The organism is Erwinia sp., from assembly GCF_031978025.1.
Lineage (GTDB): Bacteria > Pseudomonadota > Gammaproteobacteria > Enterobacterales > Enterobacteriaceae > Erwinia.
Genome location: NZ_DALZCD010000094.1, coordinates 1 through 13,984 on the forward strand (window position 1 = coordinate 1; position 13,984 = coordinate 13,984).

Below are 13,984 nucleotides of genomic sequence, written 5' to 3' on the forward strand. Positions count from 1 at the left end.
AATACCTGCCTGTCACGCAGGGGGTCGCGGGTTCGAGCCCCGTCCGTTCCGCCACCCTTTTAGGGGCGTAGTTCAATTGGTAGAGCACCGGTCTCCAAAACCGGGTGTTGGGAGTTCGAGTCTCTCCGCCCCTGCCATTTAAAAATAATCCTTTGCTCCGGCAAAGGATTTTTTTTGTCCGCAATATGGCAATGCCATCCTCTCTGGCTTCCCTTTCCTGAGCAATAAACTCTCTCTTAGCGTATTAAAAACAACCTTTTAGGGCTCTAAAATCTTCACACCAGGTCAGGAAATGGCCACCAACTGACCATTTTGTCCTGATGGCATTAAGGCTACTGCGTGTTAACCGGGAACTTAAGCAGCTGCCTGATATGGGATTGCTGATCGCTGTTTTGCAGCCAGACAGCATAAAGCGGGCGAACGGCTACGGGCGTATCTGGAATAACAGTTAAATCAGGATATTCGCTATGCCAGATATCCGGCAAGAAAGCACATGCGCCGGTAGTATGGAGCAGTTGGCGCGTCAGATGCGCTGAGGTCGTCGTCAGCACAGGGACATCGTCTGCACCTGCCAGATAGCTCTCATGCTGATGAAAATCGGCACCCCATTCCAGCTTGATATAATCGTATTTCTCCCGCTTCTCCGACTGTCGCGAGCGGTAAAGCGTCAGTGAAATATGTCCGATCTGCTGGCTGGTCAACTCATCCATTTTAGGCGCTTCAGTCGTGATCAGCAGATCCAACTGGCGTTCATGCAGCTGTTTAACTAACAGATGGCGCTGTGCCACTCTGGCTTCAAGATGCAGGTCTTCCCGATTTTCATACAGCGTTTGTAGCCAGGGCGTCAGATAGGCCTCCCAAAGAGAAGCGCTGGCACCGATAGCAAGCTCGTGATGCTGCTGGGTATGCGCTACCTCTTTTTTAGCCATCATCCAGGTGCTCATCAGGCTTTCTGCATAAGGAAGCAACCTTTCACCTGCTGATGTCAGCCGGATATTGTTGCGGTGACGGGTAAAAAGATTAACGCCCAGCTGATTTTCCAACTGCCTGATGCGAAAACTGACGGCAGATTGCGTGAGATAGAGCGCTTCAGCGGCACGTCCAAAGTGGCGGGTTCTGCTCACTTCAAGAAAGGTCTTTAGTAATTCCGTATCCACATCCGTCTCCTGAAAATCATTTGTCGTCATGATTTAAATGTTTTGTTTTACACTCTGTCAAGCGTATCTAATACTCCGCGCCATAAATAGCACGGCCATAAAAGAGTTAGGAGCGTGTAAAATGGCGGAAAGCTTCGCAACAACGAATCGTTTTTTCGATAACAAACATTACCCACGCGGTTTCTCGCGTCACGGTGATTTCACCATCAAAGAAGCTCAACTTCTTGAGCGTTATGGCTACGCTTTTAACGAGCTGGATTTGGCAAAGCGTGAACCCATAACGGAAGAAGAACGTCTGTTTATTGAGGTGTGCCGTGGTGTACGTGAACCTCAGTCCGAAGCAGAGCGGGTCTGGTCAAAGTATATGACGCGTATCAAACGTCCAAAGCGTTTTCACACTCTTTCTGGCGGTAAGCCGCAGATGGAAGGTGTGGAAGACTATTCGGACAGCGACGATTAATAATAAAGGGGCTTCGGCCCCTTTATTGTCAGTGATAAATGCTTTTTTGCAAAATAAAATCCTATTCCAGACTGTTAAGCAGATGAACCAGCAATCTGTCCATTGCCCGATAGCTTAGTGCTTCAAGCAAATGTTCCCGTTTGATAGCCTCTTCCTCCGCTAAATCAGCAATGGTTCGGGCAACTTTCAAAATGCGCTGCCAGGCGCGGACGGAAAGCCCTAATTGGTTTAGTACCTCTTCCAGCCAGCTCGTATCCTCTCTACTTATTTCACAATATCGCCGAATATCGGCCGGCGTTAGCTTCCCATTGATCGTCTTTGCGCGTGCCAGTTGAATATTTCTGGCGGCCAATACCCGCTGACGCACGGTTGCGCTGGATTCGCCGACGGTGGCCTGGCTAAGCGTTCCGGGTGGCAGTAATGGGACCTCCAGCGAGAGGTCAAAACGGTCGAGAAAGGGACCGGAGAGACGACTGAGGTAGCGCAGCGTCTGCTGAGGAGTACTTCGGTTGTGTTTTACACCGTGCTGACCGGTGGGGCTGGGATTCATCGCGGCTACCAGCTGAAAGCGCGCCGGATAGGTGATTTTTGCTTTAGCGCGGGACAGCGAAATGCTTCCGGATTCGACAGGTTCCCGCAGCGCGTCCAGTGTCTTGCGTTCAAATTCCGGCAGCTCATCAAGAAACAGCACGCCGTTGTGCGCCAGAGAGATCTCACCAGGCTTAGGTAAAGCACCACCTCCAACCAGTGCATAGCGTGAAGAAGTATGATGAGGCGCCCGGAAAGGCCGCTGATGCCAGCCATGGTTGACCTGTAATAAACCGGCTACGCTGGCGACGGCAGCGCTTTCCAGTGCCTCCCGATCGCTCAGAGGCGGGAGCAAACCCGCGAGGCGTGTAGCCAGCATCGTCTTGCCGGTGCCGGGCGGGCCAATCAGCAACAGGTTATGACCTCCGGCCGCGGTGATCTCCAGCGCTCTTTTGGCCTGCTGCTGGCCGATGACTTCACTTAAATCCTCGCAAGGCATGACTGCTGCAGAAGGCGCATAGCAGGCCTGACGAAGATCGGCCTGGCCATTCAGATAAGCGCACACCTCAAGCAGGGTACCCGCAAGGCGGCTATGCGCATGTTTTACAAGGCCTGCTTCATAACTGTTGTCCGCGGAAAGGATTAATATCCGCTTTGCCTCTGCCGCCGCCATGGCCGCAGGAATGGCAGCCTGTACGCCCCGTAGAGCGCCCGTCAATGCTAATTCTCCCAGTAACTCGTACTGCCCCAGTTTTTCTCCGCTAATTTGCTCTGAGGCAGCCAGAATCGCTATGGCGATAGGAAGATCGTATCTGCCACCTTCTTTTGGGAGATCGGCAGGGGCCAGATTAACGGTAATGCGCCGTGCGGGGAAAGTGAAACCACAGTTTATCAGCGCGCTCCTGACGCGTTCGCGTGCTTCTTTAACCGTGGTTTCCGGCAGGCCAACCAGCGTCAGCGCGGGCAGGCCATTACTTAGGTGCACTTCAACGGTCACCAGAGGCGCTTCCACACCGATGGCCGCACGCGTATAGGTAACAGATAGCGACATACAGACTCCTTATAAAGCTATTCTGTCCCCTCTGCTCGTGAGTGGCGAGGAGCAGCTTTTCGCTTATCGAAGCGGCTCGCAAAATTTCCCTGAAACCGTTCAGGCGAGAGTTAGCACTGTCGGGCGAAAACCGGGAAAAGCCATTGCGTCTGGTACGTAATGAATATTTTTCAGGATTTGACTTATCCCTTGATTAGCCATTGTTTTTTTATTAATCGTGCTCGCGGTCATAAAATAAATTGATGAAAAAAGTTGAATGTACCGCGCTAACTGTGATAACTCTGTAGGCATTACTTCGAACAAGTGAATTTATCGAATCTAAATGAAAGCCCTTCTACGAGTTCTAAGCCTTGTCATTATCAACGTCGTCGTGATTATTATCACGCCGTGCGGGGCTACGCTCGGAGGAAGAAAGGCTTAAAAATCAAGCCTGATTTCAGAAGAACCCCCGCACCGAAAGGTCCGGGGGTTTTTTTTTGGCAGAGCTTACAGGTTATCAACGACAGAGGAACAGAAGATGAACAGTAGAATAAAATGCTGTTGTTCCCAGCGAGAGGCGGGGAAATAACTATGAATGGTGCTCAGTGGGTGGTTCAGGCGTTGCGTGGGCAGGGAGTCGAAACCGTTTTCGGCTATCCGGGTGGTGCGATTATGCCCGTTTATGATGCGCTTTATGATGGCGGCGTCGAACACCTACTGTGCCGCCATGAGCAGGGTGCTGCCATGGCCGCCATCGGTTATGCCCGTGCTACCGGAAAAGTTGGCGTGTGTATCGCTACGTCCGGCCCCGGTGCCACCAACCTGATTACCGGACTTGCTGATGCGATGATGGATTCCGTGCCGGTTGTGGCTATTACCGGACAGGTTGCAGGTGGCCTGATTGGCACCGATGCTTTTCAGGAAATTGATGTGCTTGGCCTGTCGTTGTCCTGTACCAAACACAGCTTCCTGGTCGGCTCGCTGGAGGAGCTGCCGGAAGTGATGGCGGAAGCTTTTGCTATCGCTCGCTCCGGTCGTCCCGGCCCTGTGCTGATCGATATTCCTAAAGATATCCAGTTAGCCAGCGGCGAGCTGACGGCCCATTTGGTGGCGGTTGAAGACGAGGCGGAGCATCCATATCATGCGCTTTCGCAGGCGCGGGCAATGCTGGCCCGGTCTGAAAAACCCGTCCTGTATGTGGGCGGAGGCGTCGGGATGGCAGGCGCTGTAGAAGCCCTGCGGGCCTTCGCTCGCGAAACCGGTATTCCTACAGTTGCCACGCTGAAAGGTCTGGGTGCGCCGGATCCTCAGGATACCTGTTACCTGGGGATGCTGGGCATGCACGGCACCAAAGCCGCTAATTTTGCCGTTCAGCAATGCGACCTGCTGATTGCCGTCGGTGCCCGCTTTGACGATCGGGTAACCGGCAAACTGGATACTTTTGCCCCTGAAGCCAGCGTTATCCATATGGACATCGATCCTGCCGAGCTGAACAAACTGCGCCAGGCCCATGTGGGATTGCGGGGTGACCTGAATAAGCTGTTACCGGAGCTGGAGCAGCCGATGGAAATCGACGCATGGCGCGAACACGTACAGGCAATGAAAGCCGATCACAGCTGGCGTTACGATCATCCTGGCCAGGCAATCTACGCACCGCTGTTTCTGAAGCAGCTCTCTGATCGCAAACCGGCAAGCGCCGTAGTGACGACCGATGTTGGCCAGCATCAGATGTGGACCGCGCAGCATATGAGTTTTAACCAGCCGGAAGATTTTATTACTTCCAGCGGTCTCGGCACCATGGGCTTCGGTCTGCCAGCGGCTGTTGGTGCACAGGTCGCGCGTCCTGAAGATACGGTGATCTGTGTATCGGGCGACGGCTCTTTTATGATGAATGTGCAGGAGCTGGGCACCATCAAGCGCAAGCAGCTGCCGGTAAAAATCGTGCTGCTTGATAACCAACGTCTGGGCATGGTTCGCCAGTGGCAGCAGCTGTTTTTTTCAGAACGCTACAGCGAAACCAATCTCTCTGACAACCCCGATTTCCTCATGCTGGCTCGGGCTTTCGATATTCCCGGGCAGCGTATCACCCGAAAAGACCAGGTTGCCGCCGCATTGGACGCTTTGCTGAACAGCGCAGGGCCTTACATGCTGCATGTCGCCATTGACGAGCTTGAAAACGTCTGGCCGCTGGTGCCGCCGGGTGCCAGTAACGAAAATATGATGGAGAAAACCTCATGATGCAGCATCAGTTATCTATAGAAGCGCGTTTTCGTCCTGAAATCCTGGAACGCATTCTGCGCGTTGTTCGCCATCGTGGCTTCCAGGTTTGCTCGATGAATATGTCTTCCGGCGAAAACAGCGACAGCATAAATATTGCCATGACCGTTGCCAGCCAGCGTTCGGTCGATTTACTGTCAACTCAGTTAAGCAAGTTGATGGATGTTGCCACCGTTCGCATCCAACACCAGACAACACAACAAATCCGTGCCTGAGCGCGAAAGGAAAGAAGAATGACGAAGAAAGCTGACTTTATCTGGTTCAATGGCGAGATGGTGAAGTGGGAAGAGGCGAAAGTTAGCGTCATGTCCCACGCGCTGCACTACGGCACCTCTGTTTTTGAAGGCGTCCGTTGCTATGACTCGCACAAAGGCCCGGTAGTCTTCCGCCATCGTGAACATATGCAGCGTCTGCACGATTCTGCAAAGATCTATCGCTTTCCGGTTAGTCAGAGCGTTGATGAACTGATGGAAGCCTGCCGTGAGGTGCTGCGCGTCAACAAGCTGACCAGCGCTTATATTCGCCCGCTGGTTTTTGTTGGCGACGTGGGCCTGGGCGTGAACCCGCCGGATGGCTACAGCACCGATGTCATCATTGCCGCTTTCCCGTGGGGCGCTTACCTGGGTCCGGAAGCGCTGGAACAAGGGATCGATGCGATGGTTTCCTCCTGGAATCGCGTGGCGCCTAATACGCTGCCGACCGCCGCGAAAGCGGGCGGAAACTATCTTTCCTCTCTGCTGGTGGGCAGCGAAGCACGTCGTCACGGTTATCAGGAAGGCATCGCGCTGGACACCCAGGGTTATATCTCTGAAGGCGCGGGTGAAAACCTGTTCGAAGTAAAAGATGGCATTCTGTTTACGCCGCCTTTCACCTCCTCTGCGCTGCCGGGCATCACGCGCGACGCCATTATCAGGCTGGCAAAAGAGAGGGGCATTGAAGTGCGCGAGCAGGTGCTTTCCCGCGAATCCCTCTATCTGGCTGACGAAATCTTTATGTCGGGTACGGCGGCAGAAATTACGCCGGTACGCAGCGTGGATGGCATTCAGGTTGGCGAAGGCAAGCGTGGTCCGGTTACTACCCGCATCCAGTCTGCCTTCTTTGGCCTGTTTACCGGCGAAACCGAAGACAAGTGGGGCTGGCTGGATCCGGTATATCCGCAGCAATGACATTTTACGGGCGTCGTTTGACGCCCGTGTATTATCTGATTCTGGAGTGTAAGCATGCCTAAGTACCGTTCCGCCACCACCACTCATGGCCGTAATATGGCCGGTGCCCGCGCGCTGTGGCGCGCCACGGGTATGACCGACGACGATTTTGGCAAGCCCATCATTGCCGTGGTCAACTCCTTTACGCAGTTCGTACCGGGCCACGTACATTTACGTGACCTGGGCAAACTGGTTGCTGAGCAGATTGAAGCTTCCGGTGGCGTCGCCAAAGAATTCAACACCATCGCCGTCGATGATGGCATCGCGATGGGGCACGGCGGGATGCTTTACTCCCTGCCTTCGCGCGAACTGATCGCCGACTCGGTTGAATACATGGTCAACGCCCACTGTGCGGACGCCATGGTTTGTATCTCTAACTGCGACAAAATCACGCCGGGAATGCTGATGGCTTCCCTGAGGCTGAATATCCCGGTGATCTTTGTTTCCGGCGGGCCGATGGAAGCCGGAAAGACCAAGCTCTCCGATAAGATCATCAAGCTGGACCTGGTCGATGCGATGATCCAGGGGGCCAACCCGAACGTCAGCGATGAAGACAGCGACAAGATTGAACGCTCGGCCTGTCCGACCTGTGGTTCCTGCTCCGGTATGTTCACCGCTAACTCTATGAACTGCCTGACGGAAGCGCTGGGCCTGTCGCAGCCGGGCAACGGCTCGCTGCTGGCGACCCATGCCGATCGTAAGGAACTGTTCCTGAAAGCAGGCGAGCGCATTGTTGGCCTGGCGAAACGCTACTACGAGCAGGACGACGAAAGCGTACTGCCGCGTAATATCGCCAGCAAAGCTGCCTTTGAAAACGCGATGACGCTGGATATCGCGATGGGCGGCTCGACCAATACCGTTTTGCACCTGCTGGCTGCCGCTCAGGAAGGCGAAATCGATTTTAATATCTCTGATATTGACCGCCTTTCCCGCAAGGTGCCGCACCTCTGTAAAGTCGCGCCAAGTACCCCGAAATACCATATGGAAGATGTGCATCGTGCGGGTGGCGTCATCGGTATTTTGGGCGAGCTGGACCGCGCTGGACTGATGGATAACAGCGTGCGTAACGTGCTTGGCCTGAGCCTGCAGGAAACGCTGCAACAGTACGACATCATGCTGACCAAAGACGAGGCGGTGAAGCAAATGTTCCGCGCCGGCCCGGCCGGTATCCGTACTACCCAGGCTTTCTCGCAGGATACCCGGTGGGAGACGCTGGATGACGATCGTCAGGAAGGGTGTATTCGTTCCCGTGAACACGCTTTCAGCCAGGACGGCGGCCTTGCCGTACTGTATGGCAACCTGGCAGAAGATGGCTGTATCGTGAAAACCGCGGGCGTAGAAAAAGAAAGCCACACCTTCCGCGGCCCGGCTAAAGTCTACGAAAGCCAGGACGATGCGGTGTCGGCTATTCTCGGCGGCAAAGTTGTGGCGGGTGACGTAGTGGTGATTCGCTATGAAGGGCCAAAAGGCGGGCCGGGAATGCAGGAGATGCTCTATCCGACCACCTACCTGAAATCAATGGGGCTGGGCAAAAGCTGCGCGCTGATCACCGACGGCCGTTTCTCCGGCGGGACTTCCGGCCTCTCCATCGGTCATGCTTCGCCAGAGGCAGCCAGCGGCGGCACGATTGCGCTGGTGAAAGACGGCGACATGATTGATATCGATATTCCTAATCGCGGCATCAAACTGGATGTGCCGGACAACGAACTGCACGCGCGTCGTGAAGAAGAAGCGGCGCGCGGCGATGCGGCCTGGACTCCTCATCAACGCGAACGCCAGGTTTCTTTTGCCCTGCGTGCCTACGCTTTACTGGCGACCAGCGCGGACAAAGGCGCAGTGCGCGATAAAAGCAAGCTGGGAGGCTAAAACATGGCAGAGTCTCAACCGCTATCCGCCGAGCCAGGCGGTGCCGAGTACCTGAGGGCCATACTTCGTTCGCCAGTTTACGAGGTTGCTCAGGTCACGCCGCTGCAAAAGATGGAGAAAATATCCTCTCGTCTTGGCAATACGGTGCTGGTCAAACGTGAAGATCGCCAGCCGGTGCACAGCTTCAAGGTTCGCGGCGCCTACGCGATGATCGCTTCACTGAATGAAGAGCAAAAGGCCAGCGGCGTGGTAACGGCGTCGGCAGGCAATCATGCTCAGGGCGTGGCGCTATCGGCAACCCGACTGGGGATTAAGTCCCTGATCGTAATGCCGGTGGCGACGGCGGACATCAAAGTGGAAGCCGTACGGGCGTTTGGCGGTGAGGCTTACCTGTTTGGTGCTAATTTTGACGAAGCGAAAGCAAAGGCGCTGGAGCTGGCCGCGCAGAAGGGCTATACCTTCGTGCCGCCGTTTGATCATCCGATGGTGATTGCCGGACAGGGCACGCTGGCGATGGAGCTGCTGCAGCAGGACGCGCATCTTGACCGCATTTTTGTGCCTGTCGGCGGCGGTGGCCTGGCGGCTGGAGTGGCGGTGCTGATCAAGCAGCTGATGCCGCAGATTAAGGTTATTGCGGTAGAAGCGGAAGACTCCGCCTGTCTGAAAGCGGCGCTGGAAGCGGGCGAGCCGGTCGATCTGCCGCGCGTCGGGCTGTTTGCCGAAGGCGTGGCGGTGAAGCGTATCGGCAGCGAAACTTTCCGGCTTTGCCAGGAGTATCTGGACGACATTATCACCGTGGACAGCGATGCTATCTGTGCGGCCATGAAAGATCTGTTTGAAGACGTGCGTGCCGTTGCGGAGCCTTCCGGCGCGCTGGCGCTGGCTGGCATGAAAAAATATATCCAGCAGCACCACATCAAGGGCGAGCGGCTGGCGCATATTCTTTCCGGCGCCAACGTCAATTTCCACGGCCTGCGCTACGTTTCCGAACGCTGCGAGCTGGGTGAACAGCGCGAGGCACTGCTGGCGGTCACCATCCCCGAGCAGAAAGGCAGCTTTCTGAAATTTTGCCAGCTGCTGGGCGGACGCGCCGTTACCGAGTTCAATTACCGTTTTGCCGATGCGGACAACGCCTGCATTTTTGTCGGGGTGCGGCTGACCCGCGGCCTGGAAGAGCGACATGAAATCCTGCAGCTGCTGAACGAGGGCGGTTACAAAGTAGTGGATTTGTCCGACGATGAAATGGCGAAGCTACACGTGCGCTACATGGTCGGCGGTCGTCCGCCAAAGCCGCTTAAGGAGAGGCTCTACAGCTTTGAATTCCCGGAAGCGCCCGGCGCGCTGCTGCGCTTTTTGCAGACGCTCGGCACCCACTGGAATATTTCGCTGTTTCACTATCGCAGCCACGGCACCGACTATGGCCGCGTGCTGGCGGGTTTCGAGTTGGGCGAGAACGAACCGCAGTTTGAAGAACACCTGGCCGCTTTGGGTTACGACTGTCATGACGAAACCCATAATCCGGCTTTCAGCTTCTTTTTGGCTGGCTAAAGCAGGCTCCAGAACGCATCAATCAGCGGCTCGTTGAGCCGCTTTTTCTGTACGCAAACGCCCAGCTCCAGCGGCGCAACAATATCGATATTTTCCAGTTCCAGAATACGGTTGCGGATCGGTTCCGGGCTGTTTTCCAGCACCACGTCCGGGATCAGCGCCACCCCGCAGCCGAGCGCCACCATCGAGACGATGGCCTCGTGCCCTGCTACGGTGGCGTAAATCAACGGACTGGCGATGCGGCGGCGGCGAAACCAGAGATCGATGCGCTGTCGGGTTGGCCCCTGGTCAGGCAGGATAAAAGGGATTTGCGGCCAGTCCGGCGCGGGCTGGCTGGCTTGGGTACGCACCGGGCAGGGTAACGCGGGGGCAATCAGCACCAGCGGGATCGGGCCTAAAGCCGTAAAGCCGATGCTGGCAGGTAGCGTTTCTGGTCGTCCGGCGATAGCGATATCCGCTTCGGCGCTCTGGACCTTTTCTACCGCGTCCGCAGGATCGCCGGTAGTCAGTTTGATCTCTACCAGCGGATGCTCGGCGCGAAAGCGGTCAAGTATCGGCGGCAGATGGCTGTAGGCCGCCGTTACCGAGCAAAACAGGCGCAGCTCGCCGCTCAGTGACGGGCCGTGTTGCCCGATAGCGTGACGCAGCTGCTGGTATTGCAGCAGCGTCTGCTGGGCAAACTGGCGCAGCTGTTCTCCGGCATCGGTCAGCGTGACGGTACGGTTGTCGCGTAAAAAAAGCGTCTGGCCCAGGTCCTCTTCCAGACGCTGAATCTGCCGGGAAAGTGTGGAGGGGCTGACGTGCATCGCCCGGGCGCTGCGGCCAAAATGACGGCTTTCGGCCAGATGCAGGAAAAGTTTCAGATCGCGTAAATCCATGCGCTTTCGGCCTCATTTTAGCGTTGCAGTATTTGCAATATGACGTTGTTAATATATCAATTTAAGCAATACATTTCCTGTCATATGATGGGGAATAAGAGGGTGATACGACATCACCAATAAATAAAAGACGAACACAACCTCAGGAGTTCCCATGGCTAACTATTTCAACACGTTGAACCTGCGCAACCAGCTGGCGCAATTAGGTAAATGCCGCTTTATGGCGCGCGATGAATTTGCAGATGAAGCCAGCTACCTGAAAGGCAAGAAAGTCGTGATTGTTGGCTGTGGTGCACAGGGGCTGAATCAGGGCCTGAATATGCGCGACTCCGGTTTGGATATTGCCTATGCGCTGCGTGCGGAAGCCATTGCGGAGAAGCGCGCTTCCTGGCGTAAAGCAACGGAAAACGGTTTTAAAGTCGGCACTTATGAAGAGCTGATCCCGCAGGCGGATTTGGTCGTAAACCTGACGCCGGACAAGCAGCATACTTCGGTCGTGCGCGCCGTACAGCCGCTGATGAAAGACGGCGCGGCGTTAGGTTACTCGCACGGCTTTAACATTGTGGAAGTAGGCGAGCAGATCCGTAAAGACATCACCGTCGTCATGGTGGCGCCAAAATGCCCGGGCACAGAAGTGCGTGAAGAGTACAAGCGTGGCTTCGGCGTACCTACACTGATCGCGGTTCACCCGGAAAACGATCCAAAAGGCGAAGGCATGGCGATTGCCAAAGCGTGGGCAGCCGCAACCGGTGGCCACCGTGCGGGCGTACTGGAATCCTCCTTTGTGGCAGAAGTGAAATCTGACCTGATGGGCGAACAGACTATCCTGTGCGGTATGCTGCAGGCGGGTTCGCTGCTGTGCTTCGACAAGCTGGTGGCAGAAGGAACCGACCCGGCCTACGCGGAAAAGCTGATCCAGTTTGGCTGGGAAACCGTGACCGAAGCACTGAAGCAGGGCGGCATCACGCTGATGATGGATCGTCTTTCTAACCCGGCTAAATTGCGGGCTTTCGAGCTGTCTGAACAGCTGAAAACCATTATGGCGCCGCTGTTCCAGAAGCACATGGACGACATCATCTCCGGTGAATTCTCTTCCGGTATGATGGCTGACTGGGCCAACGACGATAAAAAACTGCTGGGCTGGCGCGAAGAGACCGGTAAAACCGCCTTTGAAACCGCACCGCAGTTTGAAGGTAAGATTGCCGAGCAGGACTATTTTGACGAAGGCGTGGTGATGATTGCCATGGTAAAAGCAGGTGTTGAGCTGGCGTTTGAAACCATGGTCGCTTCCGGCATTATCGAAGAGTCTGCCTACTATGAATCGCTGCACGAGCTGCCGCTGATTGCGAACACTATCGCCCGTAAACGCCTGTATGAAATGAACGTGGTTATTTCCGACACGGCTGAATACGGTAACTACCTGTTCTCTTATGCGGCTGTTCCGCTGCTGAAAGAATTTATGAGCACGTTACAGACGGGCGATCTGGGCAAGGCAGCAGCAACCACAACCACGGTTGATAACGCACAACTGCGCGACGTTAACGAAGCTATACGTCACCATCCTATCGAATCCGTTGGCCGCAAGCTGCGTGGCTATATGACCGATATGAAACGTATCGCTGTAGCGGGCTAACCGCCCCGCTGGATCCAGGGCGCAGTAATTCGCCGCGCCTTGGGCATTTTTTCTGCCTTCTTGATTGCGCTACCGATAATTAAGTCAGCTACCAACGTTATCAATTCTCCGGCGTTATAATAACTCCCCGCCTTTGTATCTAAGATTATGTAGTAATTAGCTACCGCCACTGAAGCAGAGCGAGCCCGTCCTTGTCCTTAAGGTCATTACCACACTGAATTTTGTTTAGCAGCATCAGGCCCTCCGCTTCATCTTTCACGCCAGCACATCAGATTGAACGGTTACCGGGAGCTCGACTCCGTATGTACAAGGCGAACAGACGTGACAGTTTATGTGAGAGGAGCGAAACTATGTTTCCAGCGGGTATAGACGTAAGCAAGAGCACGCTTGATCTGTGCATGCTTTATGACGGTATCAAAGGCCGTATCAAAACGCGCAATATCCGGAATGATCGGAGCGCAGTAGATAACATAATTCGCTGGCTCAGGCTCCAGCACTGCGGTCCGTAGAACGTTCACCTGGTTATGGAAGCAACCGGTGTTTATCACGAGCGGCTGGCCATTGACTTATATGACGCAGGTTTCTGTGTGTCACTGGCCAACCCTCACCGTAGCAGAGAATTTGCCCGCGGCATGGGGATCATGACGAAAACGGACAAAGTTAATGCATACATGCTGGCCTGTTACGCACTCCTGAAAAAACCACATAGCTGGAAGCCGCCGGCACCTGAAATCAGACACCTCAGTGCGCTCTTACGTCGCAGGGATGTGCTGCTGGGCGATGCCGTGCGTGAGGGAAATCGCCTGGAAAAATACCTGTCAACTGATACGCCTGCAGATGTCATCAGCTCCTGCATGGGCATGGCGCAGTTGCTCCGTGAAGAGGTAGACAGCATCGAGCGACAAATCAAAGCGCACATCCAAGCTTGTCCTGACCTGAAGCGGGATTACAGTCTGCTGACATCAATTAAGTCTGTCGGGCCACAGCTGGGAATGCACATGCTGGCCGTGCTGCGCAGCCATAATTTTGAGTCAGCTGAACAAGTTGCAGCTTTTCTGGGGGGCTGTGGTTACGCGCGGACAGCAAAGATCTCAAGAAGACCCTTGCTGTCCAATCGTTTAATTTCCCTTACATTCTTTCTGCGTAGCCCTTCCGCACGTATATCCCTGCCGTTTATAACTAATTTTTCTTTCGACAGATGGTAGAACAGCGAAACCATATCCATGCGATACAGGTTCCAAGCATCATAGGTGTGATAGCATTATCGCGAACAGAGCATCGGCGACAGCAGAAAGTTTAGGGGGGACAGCGGTTTGAAAGAACAAGAAAAATAGAGAACTGCAAACGCAAAATATGCATTATAAACGCGGCCATCAATTAGTCAGGTGGCAAGGAGAATTAG

At 54.8% G+C, this 13,984-nt stretch carries 11 protein-coding genes, 1 tRNA gene and 1 pseudogene; 10 read left to right on the forward strand and 3 right to left on the reverse strand.

Annotated elements, in window-relative coordinates; translation table 11 throughout:
* The first annotated feature begins 61 nt into the window (after nucleotides 1–61).
* Nucleotides 62–137, forward strand: a tRNA-Trp gene (locus RTK32_RS09570).
* Nucleotides 138–332: 195 nt separating this feature from the next.
* Here the strand turns inward: RTK32_RS09570 and hdfR are convergent.
* Nucleotides 333–1,157 (reverse strand): HTH-type transcriptional regulator HdfR, encoded by an 825-nt coding sequence (gene hdfR, locus RTK32_RS09575; protein WP_312043388.1) that lies wholly within the window; start codon nucleotides 1,155–1,157, stop codon nucleotides 333–335.
* 121 nt (nucleotides 1,158–1,278) lie between these two features.
* Between hdfR and RTK32_RS09580 the strand changes: the two genes are divergently transcribed.
* The gene (locus tag RTK32_RS09580; RefSeq protein WP_312043390.1) at nucleotides 1,279–1,617 is read left to right on the forward strand and encodes a DUF413 domain-containing protein; all 339 of its coding nucleotides are present in this window, start codon (nucleotides 1,279–1,281) and stop codon (nucleotides 1,615–1,617) included.
* Between the two features lie 61 nt (nucleotides 1,618–1,678).
* Here the strand turns inward: RTK32_RS09580 and RTK32_RS09585 are convergent, their stop codons facing one another.
* On the reverse strand, nucleotides 1,679–3,196 hold the full coding sequence (locus RTK32_RS09585; protein ID WP_312043392.1) for a YifB family Mg chelatase-like AAA ATPase: 1,518 nt from the start codon (nucleotides 3,194–3,196) through the stop codon (nucleotides 1,679–1,681).
* A gap of 322 nt (nucleotides 3,197–3,518) precedes the next feature.
* Here RTK32_RS09585 and RTK32_RS09590 point away from each other — a divergent pair, with 322 nt between their 5' ends.
* The 6 genes from RTK32_RS09590 to ilvA all read left to right on the forward strand — a co-directional run bounded on the left by RTK32_RS09590 (nucleotide 3,519) and on the right by ilvA (nucleotide 10,071).
* Nucleotides 3,519–3,617 (forward strand): IlvGEDA operon leader peptide, encoded by a 99-nt coding sequence (locus RTK32_RS09590; RefSeq protein WP_125290746.1) that lies wholly within the window; start codon nucleotides 3,519–3,521, stop codon nucleotides 3,615–3,617.
* A gap of 149 nt (nucleotides 3,618–3,766) precedes the next feature.
* Nucleotides 3,767–5,413 carry an acetolactate synthase 2 catalytic subunit gene (gene ilvG / locus RTK32_RS09595; RefSeq protein ID WP_312043395.1) on the forward strand — a complete coding sequence of 549 codons (1,647 nt, stop codon included), beginning with the start codon at nucleotides 3,767–3,769 and terminating at the stop codon, nucleotides 5,411–5,413.
* Nucleotides 5,410–5,667: an acetolactate synthase 2 small subunit gene (ilvM, locus tag RTK32_RS09600; RefSeq protein ID WP_312043396.1), complete on the forward strand. Its 258-nt coding sequence runs from the start codon at nucleotides 5,410–5,412 to the stop codon at nucleotides 5,665–5,667. The genes ilvG and ilvM overlap by 4 nt, the downstream gene beginning before the upstream one ends.
* 18 nt (nucleotides 5,668–5,685) lie before the next feature.
* A complete protein-coding gene (locus RTK32_RS09605; RefSeq protein WP_312043398.1) occupies nucleotides 5,686–6,618 on the forward strand; it encodes a branched-chain amino acid transaminase in 933 nt (310 codons plus the stop codon).
* A 54-nt stretch (nucleotides 6,619–6,672) separates the two neighbouring features.
* A complete protein-coding gene (ilvD, locus tag RTK32_RS09610; RefSeq protein ID WP_312043400.1) occupies nucleotides 6,673–8,523 on the forward strand; it encodes a dihydroxy-acid dehydratase in 1,851 nt (616 codons plus the stop codon).
* Nucleotides 8,524–8,526: 3 nt separating this feature from the next.
* Nucleotides 8,527–10,071, forward strand: coding sequence for a threonine ammonia-lyase, biosynthetic (gene ilvA, locus RTK32_RS09615; protein WP_312043402.1), 1,545 nt, complete (start codon nucleotides 8,527–8,529; stop codon nucleotides 10,069–10,071).
* Here the strand turns inward: ilvA and ilvY are convergent.
* Nucleotides 10,068–10,949, reverse strand: coding sequence for an HTH-type transcriptional activator IlvY (gene ilvY, locus RTK32_RS09620; protein WP_312043403.1), 882 nt, complete (start codon nucleotides 10,947–10,949; stop codon nucleotides 10,068–10,070). The two genes, ilvA and ilvY, sit on opposite strands and share 4 nt — an antisense overlap.
* A 154-nt stretch (nucleotides 10,950–11,103) precedes the next feature.
* Between ilvY and ilvC the strand changes: the two genes are divergently transcribed.
* Both ilvC and RTK32_RS09630 read left to right on the forward strand, forming a co-directional pair.
* Nucleotides 11,104–12,582, forward strand: a complete 1,479-nt coding sequence (ilvC, locus tag RTK32_RS09625) for a ketol-acid reductoisomerase (protein WP_312043405.1) — start codon at nucleotides 11,104–11,106, stop codon at nucleotides 12,580–12,582.
* Nucleotides 12,583–12,932: 350 nt separating this feature from the next.
* Nucleotides 12,933–13,643: pseudogene (locus RTK32_RS09630) on the forward strand (IS110 family transposase); the annotation flags it as partial.
* Nucleotides 13,644–13,984: the final 341 nt, after the last annotated feature.

What these genes read in the sequence shown, in the direction of transcription:
- RTK32_RS09580 (WP_312043390.1), top strand. Translation starts at nt 1,279, where the DNA reads ATGGCGGAAAGCTTCGCAACAACGAATCGTTTTTTCGATAACAAACAT.
- ilvY (WP_312043403.1), bottom strand. Translation starts at nt 10,949, where the DNA reads ATGGATTTACGCGATCTGAAACTTTTCCTGCATCTGGCCGAAAGCCGT.
- ilvG (WP_312043395.1), top strand. Translation starts at nt 3,767, where the DNA reads ATGAATGGTGCTCAGTGGGTGGTTCAGGCGTTGCGTGGGCAGGGAGTC.
- ilvC (WP_312043405.1), top strand. Translation starts at nt 11,104, where the DNA reads ATGGCTAACTATTTCAACACGTTGAACCTGCGCAACCAGCTGGCGCAA.
- ilvM (WP_312043396.1), top strand. Translation starts at nt 5,410, where the DNA reads ATGATGCAGCATCAGTTATCTATAGAAGCGCGTTTTCGTCCTGAAATC.
- RTK32_RS09590 (WP_125290746.1), top strand. Translation starts at nt 3,519, where the DNA reads ATGAAAGCCCTTCTACGAGTTCTAAGCCTTGTCATTATCAACGTCGTC.
- RTK32_RS09585 (WP_312043392.1), bottom strand. Translation starts at nt 3,196, where the DNA reads ATGTCGCTATCTGTTACCTATACGCGTGCGGCCATCGGTGTGGAAGCG.
- RTK32_RS09605 (WP_312043398.1), top strand. Translation starts at nt 5,686, where the DNA reads ATGACGAAGAAAGCTGACTTTATCTGGTTCAATGGCGAGATGGTGAAG.
- ilvD (WP_312043400.1), top strand. Translation starts at nt 6,673, where the DNA reads ATGCCTAAGTACCGTTCCGCCACCACCACTCATGGCCGTAATATGGCC.
- ilvA (WP_312043402.1), top strand. Translation starts at nt 8,527, where the DNA reads ATGGCAGAGTCTCAACCGCTATCCGCCGAGCCAGGCGGTGCCGAGTAC.